The organism is Pseudomonas sp. GG8, from assembly GCF_052976945.1.
This window is the reverse complement of sequence record NZ_JBRIIP010000001.1, coordinates 3,427,575-3,449,341: the sequence shown is the minus strand read 5'-3', so window position 1 is coordinate 3,449,341 and position 21,767 is coordinate 3,427,575. Positions and strand designations below refer to the sequence as shown.

The following is a 21,767-nucleotide window of genomic DNA, read 5'->3' as shown; positions in this document are numbered from 1 at the left end:
TTTTAAAAATATCAGCACCTCAAGGCGCCGCGATTGATCCACATCAACGTATGCAACCGGATGTCGGTTCTTGTGCTGTGGCCAAATCGTAAAGTCAACGTCGACCCTTCGAATTTTTACCCCTCTTTGCCGTTCCTTGCTATCAGTTTTTGGGCGCAACGCTTTCATCGTCCATATGTATTAAGGGGGCATTGAGTGCAAAGTGGTCACAGTGACGTTATCCAGACAATTAATAGTTCGTCGCGATCAATCGGACATCGATTTCTGTGCCTTACCGTGACGAGCTAACAGGACTTGGCCATCCCAATCCATATCTGCCGTTCCTTCGATTCGAGATAGCTGCCGCGCATCGTCAAAAGCGGTAGCTAGCGTGCTGCGTGGTGCATTCACATCGGGCTGTGTCGACGTCAACGTGACGAGGGATAGGGGATGATAAAAACGCTCCTCGACAACCGAGCCCATCCACAGCGGTGAAGTACGCCCGTTCGTGAGCTCGAAATCGACGACCCACATTCGTAGTACGAGGCGCGAGCTGGTAAGTGCACCACCACTATTCGGTCGAACGAGCGTCAGACTGGGGAGGCGACCACTGGCGAAAAGTGGAATTACCGGAAGAACTGCCGAGTCGGTCTGGACGGAAAGCCAATTCAGGGCATTCAGCGGTGTCCAGTCCGCCGAGTTGCGCCACCCGTTGCGCTCCAGGATATCTTGCAAGTCCTTCATGTCACCGGCCCACTGGAACGTCAGGGGCTCATTTGTCTCGCCAGTGAGATCAATACGCCGCACCGGCAGTTGCTGCCAATCCGACGCCCACCAATCGCTGGCGGCCATGGACGGAGTTCTTACCTTGACAGAATATCGGTCGCTGTCGGTCGCATGGCTACGATAAATATTGAGTCCTCCGGCGAGAATCAGTGCCGAACATCCGGCGGCGAGTAAGCCCTTTGGCTCAATGCGTCCGGCTTGGCGCCCCAGGTAGGACAGACCGAGCAGCGCCAGCCACGCGGATCCAAATGCCAGCCCCCCGAGCACGTCGGAAAGCCAATGTGCACCGAGGTAGAGGCGCGAGAATGCAATCAGAAATATCAGGGTTGCTGCGCCGAGAGCGACCACGAGGCGCCATGCCGGGCGGATCTCACGCGCGATGAGAAAAGCGAGGAACCCGTAGAGCACGACATTGACGGTGCTATGGCCGCTGGGGAAGGAAAACGCGCTCCACCCTGAGTAGAGAAGCTCACCAGGTCGAGTTCGATGCAGCGCAACTTTGATGACCGTGTTAAGAACCGAAGCACCGGTAATCGCAACCAGCCAATAGGCAGCTGTACGCCAGGCACGTTTCCACATTAGCCACAGCAAGACAACAATCGTGACCGCCATCACGACCTTGGTGTCGCCGAGTTCTGTAATAGCGATCATCACCGCATCGCCTGGCGCTGTACGAAGATCCTGAAGCGCGCGGTATATCGCGCTGTCTGCGAGCAGCAAGGGGTCACCGGTGACTACATCTTCAAGGATGCCAAGGAAGAGCCATGCTGCACCGACGAGAAGTACAGCCGACAATGCGAGAGTCCGTGCTTCGGGCCGCGAAGGATCAAGTAAATGGGTGAGGCTGCGGCTCAGCCGGGTGTCGTGAGTACCCGCCCAGCGCTGTAGCCGCCCGAGTACGTCAATGAAGTAAGGGACGCCACGCCGCAACGTCAAACGCACGATATGTAGGAGCGCCCAGCCCGTTGCAAGTAGAACGACCAGCAGGATCGAGAGCGGCTTTGCGGTCGCACCGAGAATGCTGAACGTTGCGCCGAGGAGCACACCGGACAAGATATGCGACGGAGCCCACGCGAGCGCCGAGATAACATTGATGGCGTAGAACCGACTGACCGCCATTCCCAGAATGCCTGCAAAGAGCGGAATAAAGGCGCGGACGCCCGGTATGAAACGCGCGAGAAACACACTTTTGGCGCCGTGACGCTTGAAAAAATCCTCGCTGCGCTGAATCAGTTCAGGGTGGCGGTTAAATGGCCAGAAACCAAGAATCTCGCGGTGGTATCGATGCCCGAGCCAGAACGAAAGACCATCACCAGCGACGGCACCTAAAGTGGCGGCGACCAGCAACGGCCAGAGCAATAACACGCCACTCGGCACCAAGGCGCTGAGCGCGAGGATCACGGCGGTGCCGGGAACGACAGCACCGATAATCGGGATTGACTCGGAAAGTGCCAGAAGAAACACCGCCAGATAGGCAACATGCGGATGCACCGTGAGGAACTCGATGATCGATGAGACCAGGGACGTCATCATTCGTGGGCAGCCCATGTAATGTCGGTGATAAGGCGATCAATCTACGTGTCTTCCCGATAAATCGCACAATCGTTATTACGCAGGTGCCACGGCAGCGGGAAATTCCTCGGTGAGTTTTTCAAAGCACCCAATTGGTTTCAGAGTAAGTGTCGTGCCGAGCATTTTTCATTTTAGATCAAGCCCATTTCAAGGGGAGGCCGACCATACAACGTAGTCATCAGTGACGATGAACGCCGTACGCGGAAAATGCACATGCGAAATAGGATGTCGGGCTCACACAAAAGGCTGCCAAACGCCAACTCGACGGTGCCGCACTGCTCCACAAGCCGTTTAGCCGTACATTTGCCTGTTAAACCCAACTTGTTCCAGTGTAGGCACCAACGCAATAGCTGAGCCGACTTCAACCAAACAAGTGGTTCGCTACGCTTGCTCGGGATAACCGTCTCGCTGCAAGCAGAGGTCGCTGTGGCCATGGTTCCGAGAGTGCAATCTTTGCGAGTCGATTGATTTCGGCCAAACTAAACTCAGCTTTCTTGGACTCTTGGACTCTTGGATACAGGTCATTCTTGCCCGCCGCTCACCGGCAGGCTGTAGGGTAAATTGGGGTTAAGGTTTGACGGTGATGCCAGCGGCGGTCAGTGCGCTGTGCAAGGACAGAGGAGCAGCGAAAGCGAGTCGCGCGACTCGAAACTGCCAATGCATGATAATCGAGTAGTGCCATGAGAAAAAAAACATCATCAGAGCATCACCTTCAACTCCGGGTACGCGAAGTTGGACAGTTGTTTAATTCGATGGATCCGACACCTTTTTTTAACAAGGATCTTGATCGCGAAGCTGAAGCGTTCATCGAGACCTGGGCGGCAGAATTTTCGTCGGACAGCCGGCTTCGTATCACAATCCACCTTGAGCATCTGCCAGCAGAAGGCGATCCAAGTGCGATCATTATCGAGGCAATCCACAATTACTTTGATCATAAAGCAGGTCTCGTACGCAGTGAGTTGAAACATCTCCTTCGAGAGGGCCGCATTAGCCTGTTGATCGGCATCGCCTTTGTTACCCTTTGCCTGATCGTAGTCGATGTTATTGGCCAACTTAGTCCTGGCGCTGTAGTCGGCATAGTGCGCGAAAGTCTGATGATCGTTGGTTGGGTGGCAATGTGGCGACCACTGCAGATTTTTTTATATGACTGGTGGCCACTTTTAAGATTGATTCGCGTCTACAAAGCCATAAGCCATGCACATGTTCGAGTGGTGCAGGGCAAATAATATCCACCGCAAGCCGTAATAGAGTGTGAGCCCTATTCATCAAGGCTACGGAAGTGAACCGATCAGTACGAATCATGAGTTTGATCGCGTCAGTACGGTTAAATGGCCATGATCCGTACGCGTATTTGAAGGATGCCCTAACGCGTTTTCCGAGTTATTGCCACACGGTGGGTGCCCGTTTAATCACGATTCGAACGCCTACGACGTGTGGCATGACAGGGCCGTATTTAATTTGTTAACCACTGCAGAAGAGCGGCATGCATATGTCCAAGCTGTGCTTAGGGCGGTTAAACCAGGCGGTCAGGTCATCGTGGCAACCTTTGCAGAGGATGGGCCAAGCAAGTGCAGTGGCTTGTCTGTCATGCGTTACGATGCCAATGAGCTTCATGCTGAATTCGGTGAGCCGTTTATCATGCTTGGACATGAAAAAGAGTCTCACCATACGCCAGGGGGCAATGAGCAGAAGTTTGTTTACTGTTTTTGTCGCAAGGTAATCTGAGTCGTGAATCTCCATTGCTCGCACTAGGTTGCGGACTCAACGGGTGTTAACTGAGCTGGAAACTCTTCGACGCGCTTTTCAAAGCGTCCAAAATGCAAAGCTAAGGTTGGTAGCACCAGTAGATTGAGAGCTGTCGAGGTGACTAACCCACCCAGGATAACGATAGCCATAGGCCCTTCAATTTCATTGCCGGCAGCGCCACTGGCGAGCGCCAAAGGTAGCAGTCCCAACGCGGTCACCACGGCTGTCATCAGAATCGGTACAAGTCGCTCGGCGGCACCCCTTCGAGCTATTTCCGGGCCCCATGTCATACCTTCCTCATTCACCAGGTGTGAGTAATGGGAGATGAGCATGATGGAGTTGCGCAGCGTGATACCAAACAGGGTGACAAACCCGACCAGTGATCCCAATGACAAGTTTCCACCGCACACCAACACAGTCAATACACCGCCTACCAAGGCGAAGGGCAGGTTCACGAGGACTAATACCAACGCACGCATGCTTTTGAGGGCGAGGAACAGAAGCAGCATGATCCCAATGATGGCAACCGCTGTGTAAACCATTAAGTCCTGTTGCGATTGCACACGTGCTTGTTCCTCTCCAGCAAACAAGACGTAGGTTCCCTTGGGTAAAGTGACCTCCTTGTTAATACGCCGTTGAGCCTCCTGAACGAAGTCACTCACCGCGCGGCCATGTACTGCGGTCGAGACTGTTTGCAGGCGTTGACCACCGCTGTGCATGATTTGGTAACGGCTGGTGGTTTGAGTGAACAGGGCCAATTGATCGAGAGGCACCGTTGTTCCGGCTTTGTTGCGTAGCAGCAGTGAACCGACAGTCGCGATGCTGTGGTGGGCCGAGGGAGTCAACGAGACGGTGACATCATAAATCTGGTTCCCCTGATAGATTTGGCTGGCGGTCAATCCGTCATAGGCCACCTGGATCGCGTCCATCACATCAACCGGCTCGAATCCCCAGTGTGTCAATTGCTCAGGCCGCAGCCTGATGGTTAATTGCGGCACATGCTGGGCGGACTCGACTCTCAAGCCGATGGTGCCGGGGATTCGACTGATCACCTGTGCAATTTCCTGGGCTTTGCTGTCCAACACATCCAGATCAGGGCCAAAAACATTGATAACGACCGGCGCGGTGACGCCGGAGATGCTTTCGTCCACCCGTTCAGTCAGGAACGTGTTCACCGACGTCGTCAGCCCTGGGAAGCTGGCCAGCACTTGTTGAATACGCGCTACGGCCTGGGTTTCCTCTGCGGCGGACAAGCTATTTAAATCCACTTCGAACTCACTGACATGGACGCCAGTCGGGTCGACTACTTCACTGGCTCGCCCTGCGCGTTGCGCTACCAGTCGCACGCCGGAGACTGTACTCAGCTCCTGCGCTACACGGTCGCCCACGCGCATGGATTCGGTCAAAGAGGAGCCTGGGGCCAACGCCATATGGATGAGGTAATGTCCCTCCTTCAGTTCCGGTATGAAGTTGCCGCCAAAAAACGGCAGTGCGCTGGCCGCCACGGTGCAGAGAATGACGATCATCCAGACGATTGAGCGAGAGTGCGACTCGATACTGGCGAGTAATTTCAGGTAGCGGGTCTTCAGTCGCAGCACCAATCTTGGTTCTTCCGATTGAAGTGGCTTGGTGGTCAACAACATAAACGCCAGCGCTGGCGTGACCGTCAGGGCCACCACAAGGGACGCCAAAATCGCCAGGATATAAGCGAGCCCCAAGGGGGCGAAGAGTTTCCCGGCGATCCCTGACAGTGCTAGAACGGGCAGGAAAATCAGCGCGACAACCAAGGTGGCGTACACCACTGCACTACGGACTTCGAACGAGGCGCGCAATACCACCAAGGCTGGTGATAGGGGATGCTCCAGCGCTTGATTTTGGCGCAGCCGACGGAAAATGTTTTCCACGTCTACCACAGCATCGTCCACCACCTCTCCCAAGGCGATGGCCAGACCGCCCAAGGTCATGGTGTTGAGGCTCACACCGAAGTGATGGAGCACGATCACCGCCGTCAACAAGGACAGCGGAATCGCCGTAGCCGAAATGATTGCAGTGCGGATATTGAACAAGAACAGAAACAGCACCAGGACAACTAACACGCCGCCCAATAGCAGTGCCATCTGCAAGTGACCAATCGCGGTTTCGATAAACCTAGCTGGGCGGAAGATGTCCGGGTGCAGGCTCACCTGTTCTGCTTCTAGCGCAGGTTTCAAGCTGTCCAGGGCGCTTTCCACACTACTGGAAACGCTCATCATGTCGGCGCCGTATTGGCTTTCCACTATCAGCGACACCGCTGGCTTACCCTCGATTGCCGCCGCACCGACTGCGGGAGCTGGCCCATAGGTCACTGTGGCGACATCGCCCAAGCGTACGGCGACTCCATTCTGGTAGTTGAGCACCGTTTGCGCCAACTGCTCCGGTGTAACGGTTTGACCTTCGGTATTCAAGACGATGCGCTGGTTAGCGGTCTCCAGAAAACCTGCGCCTCTAACCCCCGTTGCGCGTTGTGCAGCGCTCAACACGTCTTGAAGAGCGAAACCGTATTGCACCAGCTTTTTGGGATCTGCCTGAATCTGAAACTGCTTTAGATCACCGCCAAATACGATTACATCAGCCACGCCTGGCACGCGTAATAGTTGCGGTTTGATCGTCCACTCCGCCAGTGTGCGCATCTCCATCAGCGAGCGGGTGCCAGAGGTAATACCTGCGACCAGAGTGACGCTGGTCGATGACGTTAATGGCAATAGCGCAGGTGTTTTAACCCCGTGCGGGAGAATACCGGTGAGCGTACTGAGTCGCTCCGCAGCCAGTTGTCTGGCTCGGTATAGGTCAGCCCCATCCTTGAAGGTCAGCGTAACCATTGACAGCCCCGGCAACGATTTGGATCGCATGCTCGCAAGTCCCAGGGTGCCACCCATGGCATTTTCGACCGGCTGGGTAACAAGCATTTCAACCTGCTCGGACGATAGCCCTGGAGCTTCGGTCTGAATCACCGCCAGCGGTGGAGCAAACTCGGGGAAGACATCTTGCCGGGCCTGAGTCAGGGTGTAGATGCCATAACCTGCCAGCAGACACGCGAGGGCGATAACCACGCCTCGGAAGCGCACAGCGAAGCGGATAATTGAATTCAACATGATGTATTCGCTGCCGTCTGGTTAGTCGTCACATTCGGGGTCTTTGCAAGCCGATGCGGTGATTGGCGGGCGCTGTTCTTCGGACAGCAGCAGTTGTGCGCCATGCACCACGACACGATCACCGGACTCAAATCCTGTGCTGACAAGGTATCCATTGTCGTAGGGAGTTTGGTCTGCGACAGGACGGCGGGTAAACCGGTCTTTGGCAATTTGTACATACGCCCACGCCTGACCGCCAAACCATAGGATGGCGGCCTCAGGTATGACGAGACGGGTGCTGGTGGGTGTGGGTAATGGCAAATAGGCTGCCACTTTGCTACCGACTGGAAGAGTAGCCGCCGCTCGGTAAAGGTAGGCACGACCTTCAGTCGAGGGGTCGATTTGAGGCGATACTGAAATGAGGTGAGCCGGTTCTCGATGATGTTCACTGGACTCGACCGCAATCAGTTCAGGAGCGGCCAAATCAACACCAAGGGGGAGGACAATGCGCAACAGCATGTCCTCGCGGCTCAACAGCCTGTGCAAAAGCGTGGCGTCTGGTGCTCCAATCATGCCGGCCAAGGGCGCACCAAACTGTTGGAGTGCGCTATTACGTACTGACTGTATGTTGGCACTCGCTGCCTGTAGCTTAGTCTTGTCTGTATTCCATGTTGCTTGCGAGGCTTGCAGCACCTTCAAGGACACGCTCTGGTTCGCCTTGAAAAGCGCGAGGTTGCGCTCATATTCCTGGCCAGAAGCCGAAGCTGCAGAGTGTGCTGCCGCTGAGTCTGCTTGAGCCATAGCGTAACGAGTGCTCAGATCATTAAGCCCTTGCACATCAAGCACACTGCCGTAAGCAAGATGTTCCACTTGATGCTTGGACGCAGTTATCGGCTCACCTTGAATACCACTGATTGTCTGGGTCGTTTCATCTAGCGTGACAATGGTCAAACCTCCTTCGATGGTGACCCTTGTAGGGGCCGCTACCGCAGTTACAGGCACAGCCTGCAGGGTTTGATAAAAGAAGGAACCTAAAGCGCCTAACCCGACAGCGGCTAACATCGCCAGGGCGATCAGTGGGATTTTGCTACGAAATGGAGTGTTCATTTTCGAATGACCGCTTCGGTTGACTGGGCGTGCAATGGGATTCCATCGAGCGGTTGCTGGATGGCATTTTCAAGTTGGGTGATGGCTTGCTGGACTTGAACCACTGCATCAACGTGGGTCATTGCATCGACATTCACCGCACGGCGTGAGCGTGATAACGCCAGTCGGTCTATCGCGCCTAAATCAAAGGAACGTTGATCAGCTTGAAAGGCGGCTGTTCGGGTCGCCCCCTGAGTGTCGATGAGCACAAGGTTCTGCGTGGCCAGGTGATAGTGCTGCAGGGCGCTGTCGGTCTGATTGATCGCTTGGTCTTGAAGTGCTTCGACGTGGGTGGCAGCTTCCTTACGGTGCGCCTCGGCTTCCGCGATAGGCCCTTCATTACGGTTGAACAGGGGGAGGGTGATGCCTGCCGGTGTAACGCTGTATTTGTTCACCCCTTGGTCGAACGAGTATCCGAGCCCAAGTGACAGGTTCGGATACTGCCGTGCAACCTCTAGCTGGAGAGCGGTTTGGCTCGCGTCGTACTCGGCCAGAGCCCCAAGAATGTCAGTGCGGTTCAGAATGGTTTGACGACGGGCAGCGTTATCAGGGATCTGCGGAGTCAGGCTCTCAAAGTCACTCAGATTTATCTTGATGGGCTCAAGAGCCCTGAGAGGAATGCCTATGGTCTGAGCAATCAGTGCTTTGGCGTCCAGCATAAGCTTTTCGTTATTAGACAAGTCGCTACGATCACGCTCCAGAATGATCTGTTCCTGGCTCAACTCGAACCTAGAGGCCGACCCCAACAAAAGCTGCCTCTCCAACATGGTGACTATGTTCTGCTGGATGTCGACCTGACGCTCGATAATCGAGTGGTGCTGGGTGGCGGCGTAAAGGTCAAGCAATGCGCTGCGGAGACGACTCCTGATCTGCCAGGCGGTTTGACCAATATTGAGTCGGGCAGCGTCTGAGAGTTGTTGCGCTTGTGCCACTCGATACCCACGTTTACCGGCAGTCTCAATCGGGATGTCGAGGGCCAGTCCGTACGTCCACGGTTTTATCGGCTGATCGGCGTATTGCAGTGGCAACGACAAGGACGGATTGGGTCGTTGATTCGCCGTTTCTGTCGCCGCTTCACCGCTAGTTAATTTGGCGCGTACCGCGTCCAGCTCAGGGCTGTAGTAATAGGCCGCCAGAGTTAATTTGCTCAGCCCCCAGGCGCTAGTGGTTTTGGGGAGGCTCGCTGTTATGAAGCGCTGAAGCTCTGGTTTAGTCAGAGAGCGCTCTTCATAAGCAGCCATCATTTTCAGAGGCGCCAGTGGTTGCGGTTGATAACTGGCGCAGCCGGTAAGCAGCGCCATCACGATGAAAAGGTAGGGTTTGCGCATTAGAATTTTCTTTGAGGCCAAAATGGTGGAGCACGCTGAACTTCGTGAATAAAGCACGCATCTCCTCCTACAGCTGAGCGTTGCGTCGAGCGGTGTCTGGAAAAACTCGTTGATATAGACGCTCAAGAGCGTCGAGCAAACGGTCGTCGAGATGCCTCCAACTCAGCACCTGTGGTACCAGCCACGCGCTTATCAACGAGATCAGCAGCGACCCGGCAATATCGAATGGAAAATGCACGCCTAAATAGATACGCGCCCAGCCAACCAACACGCCCAGCAGCAGAATCAACACACCAAGTTTGCGCAGCGATGCCAGCATCAGAGCAAAGGCCAGCGTGAACATCACAGTGGCGTGATCGCTGGGGAAAGAGGACTCCGGGGTGTGTGCCAGGAGGTTTTGTCCTAGCCCCAGCATGAAGGGTCGTGGATGTAACCAAAGGCTACTGATCAGCAGATTGCACCCAAGCGCGAACACGATGCTCAGCGTGGCTGTTACCGCAGCTGCTCGATGCTGGCGTGTCCCCCACAGCCACAATCCGATCAGCAACAGTGGTACGCCGGTGATGAGCCACTGCGCCAGAAAAGTCGCAAATAGCTGCATTTCCGCCGAGGCGTGCACGCTGGCGTTGATAGCCAAAAACAGGGCGTGATTGAACTCTTCCATGGGGAGACCCGTTCAGGAGGCTAGGAAGCACCACGTTGCGATCGCGGTGCGAGTGATACGCACCGTAATGGTTGCTTCCTTAAGTCCACCTTAAGGCTGACGCTGGCAGTCTTATCGTCTTTATAGGCCTGAGAGGCCGTTGCTCCAAAGTGTTGCTTTCAAGGCACAGGTCGCAGGGCTAAGTTCCGAATATTGAGAGCCCGAGTGGGGTCAGAATTATCTATGGTTAGGGCGCCATATGCTTGGAGTCAAGAGTTCGGCACACTGCGCGGTGTTCCAGCGAAGCGCTGACTGTAGTGGTCAACTAATCCCGGACACGACGTTAAGTTTTTCTTCGGCCCGAGCTGGCGCCATCCCACCGTTGAATTGATGGGGTCGAATCCAGTTGTACCGATGCATCAAGAAAAGGCTGATATCACGCTGGGCTTCTTGGGCGGTTCTGTAACCCAGAGTCGGTATCCATTCAGTTTTCAAGCTGCGGAACACGCGCTCCATTGGCGCGTTGTCCCAGCAATTTCCCCGGCGACTCATGCTCTGGCGTATTCGATAACGCCACAGACGCTGGCGAAATAAACGACTCGCATACTGCGACCCTTGATCCGAGTGAAACAGCAGGCCCTGAGGCCTTCCTCGTTGCTCGTAAGCCATATCCAGCGCCTTGATAACCAGATCGGCGTCCGGCTTTTCTGACAACGCCCAGCCCACCACTCGGCGTGCGCAAAGATCCAGCACGACAGCCAGATAGTGCCATTTCCCCTGGGCCCAAATGTAGGTGATGTCGCCGCACCACACCTGGTTGGGTGCCGGGACATCGAACTCCCGATTCAAGATGTTCGGAATATCTAACCGTTCAACCGTCGCTCGTTTGTAGGCATGTGAACCTGGCTGTTTGCTCACGAGGTCAAGCTCACGCATCAAGCTGCGCACTTTGAACCGGCCGAGTTGCTCACCATCGTCACGCATCAAGGTGAGGATGCTACGGCTGCCCGCAGCACTGCGACTTTGTGAAAACAACTCGCTCACTCGGCTGCGCAATCGAAGCCGTTCGACATCAGGCGTTCGGCGCTTGAGACGGTGGGCGTAGTAGCTTGAGCGGTTGATTTCAAACACTTTACACAGCCAATCAACCGGCTCATGGACGCTCAGCTGAGTGATCAGCGCGTACGCTCGTGATCTTCCGACATCAAGAGCGCGGTAGCCTTTTTTAATATCGATTTTTCCCGTTCAAGGCGGGCGATCCGGGCTTCAAGCTCCTGGATTTTTTGCTGTTCCGGTGTCAGCGCTTTGCTCTGCGGGGTAACGCCTTGGCGCTCCTGCTGAACCTGCGTGACCCAGCGGCGTAGTGCCGACTCGCCGACGCCGAGTGAACGGCTGGCTTCGATGTAGCTGTAGTCTTGTTTGAGCACGAGGTCGGCAGCCTCGCGTTTGAATTCAGCAGAAAAGGTACGGCGTTGTTTGGTCATTTGACACCTCGATCTGGCGAGCATTCTCGCCTAAATGGGTGTCCGGTTTCATTAGACCACTACAGACTGATGTGAGGAGAGGGATCAGGCGATGCGAATATTACTTGCAGAAGATGACCCGATGATTGGCAGCGGCTTGCAAAAAGGCTTGCGCCAGGAAGGGTACATAGTGGATTGGGTCACGGACGGCAAGGCTGCCGTACTCGCTTTGGAAACCACCCCTTATGCGCTGCTGCTGCTCGATCTGGGACTTCCGCGCCAAGATGGAATGGATGTTCTCAGGGTACTGCGTAAACACGATGAGCGCTTGCCGGTAATCATAATCACCGCCCGCGATTCGCTACCAGATCGAGTTGCTGGCCTTGATCACGGCGCTGACGATTACCTGGTTAAACCGTTCGCGATCGAGGAACTGGTTGCACGCATCCGTGCCGTCAGCCGCCGTCAATCAGGCCGTGTGCAGACCGAGCTTCGAGGCGGCCCCCTGCGACTTGATCCTGTACGACACCTGCTGTGGTTACGCAACGAGCCTGTCAGCCTGTCGGCCAAAGAATATGCGTTGCTGCACGAGCTCATGAAGGAGCCGGATACGGTGATATCCCGTGAGCAGCTAGAGGATCGCCTGTACGGTTGGGGAGACGAGGTCGGTAGCAATGCAGTGGAGGTTCATATCCATAATCTTCGTAAAAAGCTTGGGGCCGAGGTAATCCGTACTGTCCGAGGTGTCGGATATCACATTGGAGAGGAGGCATGAGTTCGCTCCGTCGACGTCTGCTGTTATGGCTGCTGCCAGCCACTTTTCTGGCTGGGCTGCTGGCAAGTATCGGTACCTATTGGGGGGCTGTCCTTGAATTGGATGATCTGCTCAACGACCAAATGCGTTACCTCGCAGAACACATCAATGTGGATCCTGGTGAGCATGTGGTACTGACGGATACTGGCAGGAAACCCAGTCCACTCAGTGATGATAATGCGGACGAAGTGCTGCTTCAGGTTTGGAGCGCAGGAGCCTTGAGTTTTACGACTGACCCCGCACTCACGCTGCCACCGCCGCAGCAAACAGGCTTCAGTGATGTTCAGGTCGGAGATCAAATCTGGCACACGTTTGTGAGCCAGCGCGGCGATAAGTTTATCCGGGTGGCTCAAGCACAAAATAAACGCTGGGAAGCGCTCGCCGGTTTAGCCGTGCATCTACTGTGGCCAGTGGTGTCACTGATCCCCTTGCTAGCCCTGTTTTTGTGGTTTGGTATCACCTATGGGCTAAAGCCATTGCGGGCAGTGGCGACAGAACTGTCTGAGCGTAACGTGAATAGCCTGAAGCCTATCGCTTCGAAAGAGTTGCCAGGCGAAGTTAAGCCCTTGGTTGATGCTCTCAACGATCTGCTGGAACGCCTGGCAAATGCCTTCGCCATGCAAAAGCACTTCATCGCTGATGCCGCGCATGAGTTACGCACCCCGGTAGCAGCGCTCTGTATCCAGGTTGAATTGGCGCAACGTGCCACTCAGGAAGTAGACAGGCAGGTATCACTTTCTGAGGTGCAGTCGGGTGTCATGCGCCTTACTCACCTGACACAACAGTTATTGACCTTGGCTCGCCTGGAGCCTGACGCGCAGTCGCCAGTCATGCAGAGCGTTGAGTTATCTGCTCTCTGCAAATCGGTGATCACTGATCAGGTTCGTAGGGCTGAAGCCTCTGGTATTGATCTCGGGCTGACCGAGCATGCCGCATCTAGCATTTTTGGGGATCCCGAAACGCTGCGAATCCTGCTCAATAACCTGGTCGACAACGCCATTCGCTACGCAGGTGCCCACGCAAAGATTGACGTGGCAGTACGCGATACCGACCAAGGGGTCGTGCTTGAGGTCTGCGACAACGGCCCAGGAATAAGTGCAGCGGAGCGTGAGCGAGTGCTTGAGCGATTCTACCGAGGCAACAATCAAACGGGCTCTGGCAGCGGGCTGGGGCTTGCAATTGTTAAAACGATTGCGGAGCAACACGGGGCTCAGGTCGTACTCGATACTGCACCAAATGGCTTGGGGCTGCGGGTTCAGGTTGTTTTTCCGTTTCAATCGGAAAAATACGCTGGGTAGAAAGCGCTCTCTAAAAGGCGCAGTGCGATAAGCTCATCAGGGCCGGCCCCTTCAATTGGTGCTGCTTGATTAGGGCTGCCCAGCCACTTTGTTTGTCGCTCTGGCATCAACTGCACCATTCTCGTATCTGAATTCTGATGGTTATTTGAGGTAGGAGCGCAGAGCGGAAACCACCTGTTCGACATCTTCCTGCCTGCTTTCTGGGGAGACAGCATCAGGCCCTAGGTGCTCACGAATATGTCCTTCGAGCACTTCTGTCATCAAGCCGTTCACCGCACCTCTGATCGCAGCGATCTGTTGAAGCACCGCTACGCATTCAGCCTCTTTATCCAGCGCCTTCTCCAGCGCCTCTGCTTGTCCTTTGATACGGCGAACGCGTGCTAATAACTTCTTTTTTTCGTGAATGGTATGGCCCATGGGATTTCTCTCTTTCATGGAGGTATACTGGGGTATAGTATATTTCGTGCCTGTATAGGGGGACGGTAGCAAATGTCACTCGCCATATCCACCTGAACGAAAGGGCCGTTAATAGTGGTCGTCGCACCGCCAGTGACGATTGCTGATGGGGAGTTCAAGCGGATGGGGGCGAGTAAATCCTATCGATGCCAGGGTTTGACTCAGATGAATCTTTCCTGAGATCGGGAGGCTCCGCTGGGTACGTGCTGCCGGACGTTACTACGCGGGCCATAGCCACTGGAAATACCCAAACAAATGACCACGCACCTCTAGGATTATCCATGTCGACCTTCGCAGAGATTCTGCAACAGGGCCCAGCTCATGCTTGGCTTTATTTCCCCAGTGCGATTCTATTGGGCGCTTTGCATGGGCTTGAGCCTGGGCATTCAAAAACGATGATGGCGGCATTCATCGTTGCCGTCCGTGGTTCTGTGAAACAGGCCATTTTGCTGGGGTTGGCGGCTACGCTTTCGCATACGCTGGTCGTGTGGCTCGTCGCCGTGGGTGGTATGTATCTGGGACAGAATCTGGACGCGGCCACCACCGAGCCCTATTTTCAGCTTGCCTCGGCTGCAATCATCATCACCATTGCTCTATGGATGCTCTGGCGCACTTGGCGTGGCGAGCAAATGTGGACGTTTGAAGAGGGCGACGATCATCATGGGCATGAACATCATAGCCATGATGATGAAACCAAACGCATCGACACAGGCCACGGCAGAATAGAACTCTCGATCTTCGAAACCGGTGTGCTACCAAGGTGGCGGATGAAAGCGTTGAGTGGTCATGCCTGGTCTGCTGCGGACGTGAGTCTGTTGACCACTCGCCCCGATGGACAAGTTCAGACATTCAGTTTTGCTAACCAGGGCGAATATCTGGAGTCTTTGGAGGCCATTCCCGAACCTCACGAATTTACCGCCAAACTTTGTCTTGGTCATGCAGGCCATAGTCATGATTATGACCTGGACTTTCATGAGCACGGCCATGAACATCAGCACTCTGAGTTGGAGGGGCTGGAGCTCTCAATTGAGGGCTACCAGGACGCTCATGAGCGAGCGCACGCCAGCGATATACGTAAGCGTTTCACAAATCGTGAGGTAAGCACCGGTCAAATCATTATGTTCGGCCTGACCGGTGGATTGATTCCTTGCCCGGCTGCCATCACGGTTTTGCTGCTTTGCCTGCAAGTCAAAGAGGTGGCGTTGGGGGCAGTACTGGTTCTTTGCTTCAGTATCGGATTGGCGTTGACCTTGGTTACTGTTGGTGTTGCCGCTGCGGTCGGGGCTCGACAGGCATCCAATCGGTGGCCTTGGCTGGGTAGTGTCGCTCGACGTGCGCCTTACTTCTCGAGTGTGCTCATTATTGGCGTAGGTCTGTACATGGGGATCCATGGCTGGATCGGCCTGAACGCATAAGGCTCAGTTGGGTGAGCGGGGAATTGAACACATGAGCTGGAAGAATGGACTGAGTCAATCGGGCGTATTGGCCGCTCTCGGTGCAGCCGTGCTGTTCGGCGCGGGTACACCGCTGGCGAAAATGCTGTTGAACAGTGTCAGTCCCTGGTTGCTAGCGGGCCTGCTTTATCTTGGTTCAGGGCTGGGGCTAACGCTATATCGCTTGCTGAGCCGCGCACCCAGCGTAAGTCTGCCACGCAACGAAGCGCTCTGGTTCGCAGGAGCGATTGCAGCGGGTGGCATTGTTGGGCCGGTATTGTTGATGGTGGGACTAGCCGGCATGCCCGCATCCGGCGCGTCACTGTTGCTCAACGCCGAGGGTGTATTTACCGCCCTGCTCGCGTGGTTTGCCTTCAAGGAGAACTTTGACCGGCATATTGCCTTGGGCATGATCGCCATCGTGGCTGGCGCGCTCGTTCTGAGTTGGCCAGGTGAAGCGCATTTTTCCGGCTTATGGCCAGCGCTGGCAATCTTAGGCGCCTGCTTTGCCTGGGGAATTGATAATAACCTGACCCGCAAGGTGTCGCTGACAGACGCAACCTGGATTGCGTCGGTTAAAGGCTTGGTCGCTGGAACGGTCAATCTAGTCTTGGCTTTTGTTGTAGGGACGACGTTGCCGCCGCTGCCCAACTTGGTAGGAGCGCTGGCGGTAGGCTTTTTTGCCTATGGCGTGAGCTTGGCGCTGTTCGTCATAGGCCTGCGTCACCTAGGCACCGCCCGCACGGGGGCTTACTTCTCTGTGGCTCCGTTCCTAGGAACATTGCTTGCTGTGGCGATGGGCGATCCCGTCACGCTGCCGCTGCTAATCGCCGGATCGCTAATGGCCGTTGGCATTTGGTTGCACCTGACCGAACGCCATGAACATAAACACCAGCACGAGGCAATGGAGCACGAGCACGAGCATGTACACGACGAGCACCACCAACATGCACATGATGAACCCGTCACACCGGGCACCAAACACCGACATTGGCATCAGCACCAGCCCATGGCCCATGATCATCCGCACTTCCCCGACGCGCACCACCGACATGACCATTAAGTGCGTAGGTGGTTTGCAGGCTGGGCGGTGGGCCAATAAACGAGCTTTATCAAGCGGGCCGTTGTGGAATGGGGTATCTGACAATATGTCGGTTTGCTCCGTATACCGAAACTCGTCTCAGGCATAACTCAGCGCCCCTCCCGTCGTAAAAGAGGTTCCTGACGCGCGGAGTGCAAAAAAAGGAGAGCCCCTTCTTAGGGGGTTGGACGCGGGTAACCGCGTCTGACTACCCGACAACCAGATCCGGCCATGGGCTCTTGGACGCAAGAACTGGCTCTTTGCAGGATCGCTACGCAGTGGAAAACGGGCGGCGGCGATCATGAGTTTGATCCAGTCGGCGCGGCTGAATGGGCATGATCCGTATGCCTATTTGAAGGACGTTCTCATGCGTCTGCCGACGCAGCGGGCGAGTGAAATCGATCAGTTGCTGCCGCACAAGTGGCAGCCAGCTTGATCGCGCCAGGCGGGTTGCCCGGGGCGCATACTGTCTCCTCCCCGAGCCCTGCGGTTGTCCTGACTGAACCGTGCAATGCATTCACGCGACGTCGTGCCAAATCATTCCAATGTTGATAGCGCTCAGGGAACAAAGTATCTAAAGCGCTCGAATACTATTTGGCGATAGCCGCACCAAAAGCGAGCCAGCGATCTTTTGATAGGGTGCGAGCCTCCTCAAACAACCAGTCTCGAAAGGCCTTTAATCTCGGTAGGCTTACACATTCCGAGCGATAGACAACGTAATAGGCCAATGGAGAGACAAACTGAATGTCCGGAAACAAGCGGATCAACCTACCAGCAGCCAGATCATCTTGGGCCATGACGCTGCGCGCAAGCGCAATCCCTTGCCCATCTATTGCCGCTTGAAGCACCGCTGCAGAGTTGTTGATCTTCATCCCCCGCTGCGTCGATAGGTCTTTCATCCCAACCGTTTGCAACCAGGTAGCCCAAGTCGTGAATCCGGCGTGTCCGTCCATCGACAGGTCATGAATCAGGGTTTCATTTGCCAATTCAGCCAGCGTTTGCAAACAGTCCGGCGTATTTTTCAGTAGAGGTGAGCAAACAGGGTAGATTTCCTCGTCCATAAGTTTTTCTGCGATCAGTCCAGGCCAGTGACCGGCACCATATCGCACTCCGATATCGATTCTTTGAGTCAGGAAGTCTACTGCTTTGAGCTGCGTATCAAGCCGGACGTCAGTATCTGGCCAAGCGGCGTGGAAGCGTTCAATTCGCGGCAATAACCATTTGGCGGCAAATGCGGGACTGACCGTGACCGTCAGAACCCCGCTGGGTGAATTCTCCCTCATCCGTTCCATGCCCAACGTAAGCCGCTCGAATCCAGCCCGAATGTCAGGGAGCGCACGCTCAGCAGCCTCCGTAGCGACCAACCGTGCCTTGCCACTGGAGCCTCGATGGAACAGGGGCGTGCCTAACCACTGCTCAAGGGTGCGCACTAGCTGCCCAACGGCTGCCGGGGTGACGTTCAACTCTTCGGCAGCAACAGAAAAGCTTTGATGACGAGCACTGGCTTCAAAAGCCCGCAGTGCATTGAGATGGACGGGCGCTGCCATAGCGGTAAACCTTTTCTTTATCGACCTGACACTTTATCTCGTTTGTACCGCCATCGATAGAGCTCAATAATTCGCTCGTACCTAAGCAGCACATCGTAGGGGCGGATGATTAAGGGCCACGTTTTAAAGGCTGATGACCGGTTCTCGGTTTCCCGCATAGCCTCACTCACTATCTGGAGTATTTAAATGAGCAATCAATTCACCGGCAAGAAATTATTAGTCGTCGGCGGCACCAGTGGAATGGGCCTGGAAACCGCGCGACTCGTATTACAGCAAGGCGGTAACGTAGTCATCGTGGGCAGCCGTGCAGAGAAAACCGAGCAGGCTCGTCAGGAGCTGGCAGCATTCGGCCAGGTGAGCGCGCTGACTGCAAATCTGACCGACGCACAGGGCCTGGCAGCGCTGCTCCAGGAAATTGATCAGCATCACGCTGACTTCGACCTTCTGGTCAACGCGGCGGGCGTATTTTTCCCTAAGCCTTTTCTGGAGCACCAGGACGCCGACTACGATCAGTATATGCAGCTGAACAAGGCCTCCTTCTTCATCACCCAAAAAGTCGCTGCCAACCTCGTCGCCAAGGGGCGTCCCGGCGCAATCGTCAATATTGGTTCCATGTGGGGCAAGCAGGCTATCGCCGCCACTCCGTCCTCCGCCTATTCAATGGCAAAAGCCGGCTTGCATTCGCTGACTCAGCACTTGGCGATGGAACTCGCATCCAAGCATATCCGCGTCAATGCCGTATCGCCTGCGGTGGTGCAGACCCCTATCTACGAAGGTTTCATTCCCAAGGCTGAGGTTCATTCAGCGCTGCAGGGCTTCAACAGCTTCCACCCAATCGGACGAGTGGGGACTCCTGAGGAGGTAGCAGAGGTGGTTGCCTTCCTGTTGTCCGAAAAAGCCAGTTGGGTCACAGGTGCTATCTGGGACGTCGATGGCGGTGTAATGGCCGGGCGTAATTAATTTAGATCCAAGCATGCCTTCAGAGGCAGGCATGCGCGATTGCTATCACTTGAATCGCCTGGAGACACTGCAATGATGTAAGACTGGAATGCCTATCGCGACGCTCTTCTTGATCGCGTTGGCGAATACGCGAAACAAAGTCCCGATGTTGTGCGTGGTTTGACGACGGTGGACGGCGCAGCTGCCAAGACTCGCCATCTGGATGCCAAGACGCATGAGTTGATCGCATTGGCTGTGGCGGTGACTACCCGCTGTGATGGCTGTATCAGCATCCACACCAAGAAGGTTGTCGAACATGGCGCAACCCGGGGCGAGATTGCCGAGGCACTAGGTGTTGCCATCGCGCTCAATGCAGGCGCTACATTGGTGTATTCGGCAAGAGACCTGGAAGCACACGCTCAACTGCCTGCTGCTTGAGAATCGATACGCGGCGGCGGTGATCACCGTAGCCCAATACCTGCATTTAATTCCCTGGAGAACAGCCGTGCTTATCAATGCTGACTTTACCCAGCGCGCTGCTGTCGCTGCTAATGACTACAACTGGGTGGCATCGCCACAGTCAGGCGTTGAGCGAGTCATGCTTGATCGAGTCGGCGGCGAAAGAGCTCGTGCAACGAGTATTGTTCGCTACTCAGCCGGTTCCAGTTTTGCCCCTCATCAACACCCAGGTGGAGAGGAAATCCTCGTCCTTTCCGGTACGTTTGTAGACGATGACGACAGCTATCCCGCAGGCTGGTATCTGCGCAACCCTCCGGGTTCCAGTCATGCGCCTTCCAGCCCTGAAGGCACGGTCATTTTCGTGAAGCTTTGGCAGATGTCTGCGGATGAGCAGGTCAAGGTACGGATCGACACGCGACGGCGAGATGCATGGCAACAAGAAAGCGACCGCGAGGTCTGCCCCTTACATGCCAGTGAATCCGAGGCTGTGTGTCTGGTGCGCTTACCTGCGGGTGCAATGTTATTCGATGCTCCCGTCGAGAACTCCGAGCTTTTGGTCTTGGCTGGAAGTTTGGTGGAAGCCGAACGGCATTACGAGTCTGGCAGCTGGCTACGTTTTCCATCGGGAGAACACCCGCAGCTGTATACCGCAATAGAGGGGTGCACGATCTATTTTAGGCGTGGACGCCTGATCGGGCTCTCAAGCAAGGCATTACCATGAACCGGATTCGCATCGCGATCATCGGCGGCGGCATCAGCGGGCTATACGCGGCTTATTTACTCGAATCCCAAGGTATCTATGATTATGTCTTACTTGAAGCCCGCGAGAGACTCGGAGGACGAGCTCTATCCGTTGCCCTTGAGGGCACAGTCGCAGGCCTATCAGATCCCTCCGAACGCTTTGACCTAGGCCCGTCTTGGTTTTGGCCCGATTTCCAGCCGCAGCTTGACCGCCTGGTAGCCGATCTCGGCCTAGAGCGGTTTGTGCAGAACGTACAAGGCGACAGCGTGATCGAGCGCATTGCCGGAGCGAGGCCTATACGCACGCAGGGCTACTCTACTTCGGCGCCTTCGGTACGCTTACTGGGAGGCATGGCGGCTTTAGTCGATGCGCTTGCTGCCAACGTAAATCCCGACAAAGTGCGCATGGGACGGGCAGTACGTCGTATCCATGCCTGCGAGCAGCACTTGGAAATAGAGAGTGAGAGCGGGGATGGCCGCCGAGAATCATGGGCGGTCGAGCATATTCTGTTAGCCGCTCCACCGCGATTGCTGGCCCAAGACATAGACTTTTTACCAGGACTTCCCCCTTCGGTTGCGCAGCTATGGCGAAGTACCCCAACCTGGATGGCTCCTCACGCCAAATACCTCGCCGTATTCGACTCCGCATTCTGGAACAAAACCGGATTGTCCGGACAAGCACGGAGCGCAGTAGGCCCTATGGTGGAGATTCATGACGCGTCGTCGCCTGGTGGACATGCCGCGCTGTTCGGCTTTATAGGCATCCCGGCTCAGATGCGCAACGTAATGCCTAAAGAACAGTTGCAGACAATGTGTCGCGCTCAGTTGGTGCGGCTTTTCGGGCCGGAGGCGGGTAAGCCTGTGGCTGAATTCCTCAAAGACTGGGCGCAGGATCCTCTCACCTCTGTTGCTCAAGATTTGCTCGACGGAGGGCAACACTCAATCAGCCTGGAAGCAACAGTTGATTCCTCCCCTTGGGCGGGGCGGTTGATTGGAATTGGCAGTGAATGGTCACCGCAGTTTCCGGGGTACATCGCAGGCGCCATCGAAGCAGCTGCATTAGGCGTCCGCCTGATGCTCCAAAAACAGAGCTGATCGCGCTCGGCGGACTCGGTCATTCCACACGGATACCCAAAGGATCTCTCATATGAACGAAGCGACTCTCGTGCTGTAGGAGCAAACTCAACGCGGCAACATCTGGCGGTTGGTATTAGCCCACGCGTTAG

At 55.4% G+C, this 21,767-nt stretch carries 16 protein-coding genes and 3 pseudogenes; 11 read left to right on the top strand and 8 right to left on the bottom strand.

What is annotated here, in order from left to right; translation table 11 throughout:
• Positions 1-246 precede the first annotated feature (246 nt).
• The gene (locus ACVBEG_RS16665; RefSeq protein ID WP_447108087.1) at positions 247-2,298 is read right to left on the bottom strand and encodes a VTT domain-containing protein; all 2,052 of its coding nucleotides are present in this window, start codon (positions 2,296-2,298) and stop codon (positions 247-249) included.
• A 719-nt stretch (positions 2,299-3,017) separates the two neighbouring features.
• Here ACVBEG_RS16665 and ACVBEG_RS16660 point away from each other — a divergent pair.
• Together ACVBEG_RS16660 and ACVBEG_RS16655 are read left to right on the top strand one after the other, a co-directional pair.
• Positions 3,018-3,563: a hypothetical protein gene (locus tag ACVBEG_RS16660; protein WP_447108086.1), complete on the top strand. Its 546-nt coding sequence runs from the start codon at positions 3,018-3,020 to the stop codon at positions 3,561-3,563.
• Between the two features lie 59 nt (positions 3,564-3,622).
• Positions 3,623-3,802 (top strand): annotated as a pseudogene (locus ACVBEG_RS16655) (transposase domain-containing protein); the annotation flags it as partial.
• A gap of 283 nt (positions 3,803-4,085) precedes the next feature.
• Here the strand turns inward: ACVBEG_RS16655 and ACVBEG_RS16650 are convergent.
• The 5 genes from ACVBEG_RS16650 to ACVBEG_RS16630 all read right to left on the bottom strand — a co-directional run bounded on the left by ACVBEG_RS16650 (position 4,086) and on the right by ACVBEG_RS16630 (position 11,794).
• A complete protein-coding gene (locus ACVBEG_RS16650; RefSeq protein WP_447108085.1) occupies positions 4,086-7,214 on the bottom strand; it encodes an efflux RND transporter permease subunit in 3,129 nt (1,042 codons plus the stop codon).
• 21 nt (positions 7,215-7,235) lie between these two features.
• Positions 7,236-8,300, bottom strand: coding sequence for an efflux RND transporter periplasmic adaptor subunit (locus tag ACVBEG_RS16645; protein ID WP_447108084.1), 1,065 nt, complete (start codon positions 8,298-8,300; stop codon positions 7,236-7,238).
• Positions 8,297-9,793: a TolC family protein gene (locus ACVBEG_RS16640; protein ID WP_447108083.1), complete on the bottom strand. Its 1,497-nt coding sequence runs from the start codon at positions 9,791-9,793 to the stop codon at positions 8,297-8,299. Before ACVBEG_RS16640 ends, ACVBEG_RS16645 begins: the two co-directional genes overlap by 4 nt.
• A complete protein-coding gene (locus ACVBEG_RS16635) occupies positions 9,735-10,331 on the bottom strand; it encodes an undecaprenyl-diphosphatase (protein ID WP_447108082.1) in 597 nt (198 codons plus the stop codon). The genes ACVBEG_RS16640 and ACVBEG_RS16635 overlap by 59 nt, the downstream gene beginning before the upstream one ends.
• A 300-nt stretch (positions 10,332-10,631) precedes the next feature.
• Positions 10,632-11,794, bottom strand: a protein-coding gene (locus ACVBEG_RS16630; protein ID WP_447107390.1) for an IS3 family transposase whose coding sequence is annotated in 2 segments (ribosomal slippage) — positions 10,632-11,539 and positions 11,539-11,794 — 1,164 coding nt in all. Because the reading frame shifts where the segments join, the coding sequence is not laid out codon by codon here.
• Positions 11,795-11,885: 91 nt separating this feature from the next.
• On the opposite strand from ACVBEG_RS16630, the gene ACVBEG_RS16625 reads away from it, so the two are divergent.
• Together ACVBEG_RS16625 and ACVBEG_RS16620 are read left to right on the top strand one after the other, a co-directional pair.
• Positions 11,886-12,548 (top strand): response regulator, encoded by a 663-nt coding sequence (locus tag ACVBEG_RS16625; RefSeq protein ID WP_447108081.1) that lies wholly within the window; start codon positions 11,886-11,888, stop codon positions 12,546-12,548.
• Between the two features lie 98 nt (positions 12,549-12,646).
• Positions 12,647-13,885, top strand: coding sequence for an ATP-binding protein (locus tag ACVBEG_RS16620; RefSeq protein WP_447108080.1), 1,239 nt, complete (start codon positions 12,647-12,649; stop codon positions 13,883-13,885).
• 141 nt (positions 13,886-14,026) lie between these two features.
• Here ACVBEG_RS16620 and ACVBEG_RS16615 read toward each other — a convergent pair whose 3' ends face one another.
• Positions 14,027-14,302 carry a metal/formaldehyde-sensitive transcriptional repressor gene (locus tag ACVBEG_RS16615; protein ID WP_322216359.1) on the bottom strand — a complete coding sequence of 92 codons (276 nt, stop codon included), beginning with the start codon at positions 14,300-14,302 and terminating at the stop codon, positions 14,027-14,029.
• Between the two features lie 320 nt (positions 14,303-14,622).
• Here ACVBEG_RS16615 and ACVBEG_RS16610 point away from each other — a divergent pair, with 320 nt between their 5' ends.
• From ACVBEG_RS16610 to ACVBEG_RS16600, 3 genes and pseudogenes are all read left to right on the top strand, one after another.
• Positions 14,623-15,756, top strand: a complete 1,134-nt coding sequence (locus ACVBEG_RS16610; RefSeq protein ID WP_323566137.1) for a nickel/cobalt efflux protein RcnA — start codon at positions 14,623-14,625, stop codon at positions 15,754-15,756.
• A gap of 31 nt (positions 15,757-15,787) precedes the next feature.
• Positions 15,788-16,837 (top strand): DMT family transporter, encoded by a 1,050-nt coding sequence (locus ACVBEG_RS16605; RefSeq protein ID WP_322178498.1) that lies wholly within the window; start codon positions 15,788-15,790, stop codon positions 16,835-16,837.
• Positions 16,838-17,069: 232 nt separating this feature from the next.
• A pseudogene (locus tag ACVBEG_RS16600) lies at positions 17,070-17,291 on the top strand (transposase domain-containing protein); the annotation flags it as partial.
• A gap of 154 nt (positions 17,292-17,445) precedes the next feature.
• On the opposite strand, the gene gcvA reads toward ACVBEG_RS16600, so the two are convergent.
• Positions 17,446-18,402, bottom strand: a complete 957-nt coding sequence (gene gcvA / locus ACVBEG_RS16595) for a transcriptional regulator GcvA (protein WP_323566172.1) — start codon at positions 18,400-18,402, stop codon at positions 17,446-17,448.
• A gap of 186 nt (positions 18,403-18,588) precedes the next feature.
• Between gcvA and ACVBEG_RS16590 the strand changes: the two genes are divergently transcribed.
• The 4 genes and pseudogenes from ACVBEG_RS16590 (at position 18,589) to ACVBEG_RS16575 (ending at position 21,636) form a co-directional block, all read left to right on the top strand.
• Positions 18,589-19,362: an SDR family NAD(P)-dependent oxidoreductase gene (locus tag ACVBEG_RS16590; protein WP_330201430.1), complete on the top strand. Its 774-nt coding sequence runs from the start codon at positions 18,589-18,591 to the stop codon at positions 19,360-19,362.
• Positions 19,363-19,443: 81 nt separating this feature from the next.
• A pseudogene (locus tag ACVBEG_RS16585) lies at positions 19,444-19,779 on the top strand (carboxymuconolactone decarboxylase family protein); the annotation flags it as partial.
• A 67-nt stretch (positions 19,780-19,846) separates the two neighbouring features.
• Positions 19,847-20,521 carry a cupin domain-containing protein gene (locus tag ACVBEG_RS16580; RefSeq protein WP_447108079.1) on the top strand — a complete coding sequence of 225 codons (675 nt, stop codon included), beginning with the start codon at positions 19,847-19,849 and terminating at the stop codon, positions 20,519-20,521.
• Positions 20,518-21,636 (top strand): flavin monoamine oxidase family protein, encoded by a 1,119-nt coding sequence (locus tag ACVBEG_RS16575; protein WP_447108078.1) that lies wholly within the window; start codon positions 20,518-20,520, stop codon positions 21,634-21,636. The genes ACVBEG_RS16580 and ACVBEG_RS16575 overlap by 4 nt, the downstream gene beginning before the upstream one ends.
• Positions 21,637-21,767: the final 131 nt, after the last annotated feature.

Coding starts and splice junctions, on each gene's coding strand:
- ACVBEG_RS16625 (WP_447108081.1), top strand. CDS start 11,886: ATGCGAATATTACTTGCAGAAGATGACCCGATGATTGGCAGCGGCTTG.
- ACVBEG_RS16605 (WP_322178498.1), top strand. CDS start 15,788: ATGAGCTGGAAGAATGGACTGAGTCAATCGGGCGTATTGGCCGCTCTC.
- gcvA (WP_323566172.1), bottom strand. CDS start 18,402: ATGGCAGCGCCCGTCCATCTCAATGCACTGCGGGCTTTTGAAGCCAGT.
- ACVBEG_RS16660 (WP_447108086.1), top strand. CDS start 3,018: ATGAGAAAAAAAACATCATCAGAGCATCACCTTCAACTCCGGGTACGC.
- ACVBEG_RS16615 (WP_322216359.1), bottom strand. CDS start 14,302: ATGGGCCATACCATTCACGAAAAAAAGAAGTTATTAGCACGCGTTCGC.
- ACVBEG_RS16650 (WP_447108085.1), bottom strand. CDS start 7,214: ATGTTGAATTCAATTATCCGCTTCGCTGTGCGCTTCCGAGGCGTGGTT.
- ACVBEG_RS16645 (WP_447108084.1), bottom strand. CDS start 8,300: ATGAACACTCCATTTCGTAGCAAAATCCCACTGATCGCCCTGGCGATG.
- ACVBEG_RS16590 (WP_330201430.1), top strand. CDS start 18,589: ATGAGCAATCAATTCACCGGCAAGAAATTATTAGTCGTCGGCGGCACC.
- ACVBEG_RS16665 (WP_447108087.1), bottom strand. CDS start 2,298: ATGATGACGTCCCTGGTCTCATCGATCATCGAGTTCCTCACGGTGCAT.
- ACVBEG_RS16610 (WP_323566137.1), top strand. CDS start 14,623: ATGTCGACCTTCGCAGAGATTCTGCAACAGGGCCCAGCTCATGCTTGG.
- ACVBEG_RS16635 (WP_447108082.1), bottom strand. CDS start 10,331: ATGGAAGAGTTCAATCACGCCCTGTTTTTGGCTATCAACGCCAGCGTG.
- ACVBEG_RS16575 (WP_447108078.1), top strand. CDS start 20,518: ATGAACCGGATTCGCATCGCGATCATCGGCGGCGGCATCAGCGGGCTA.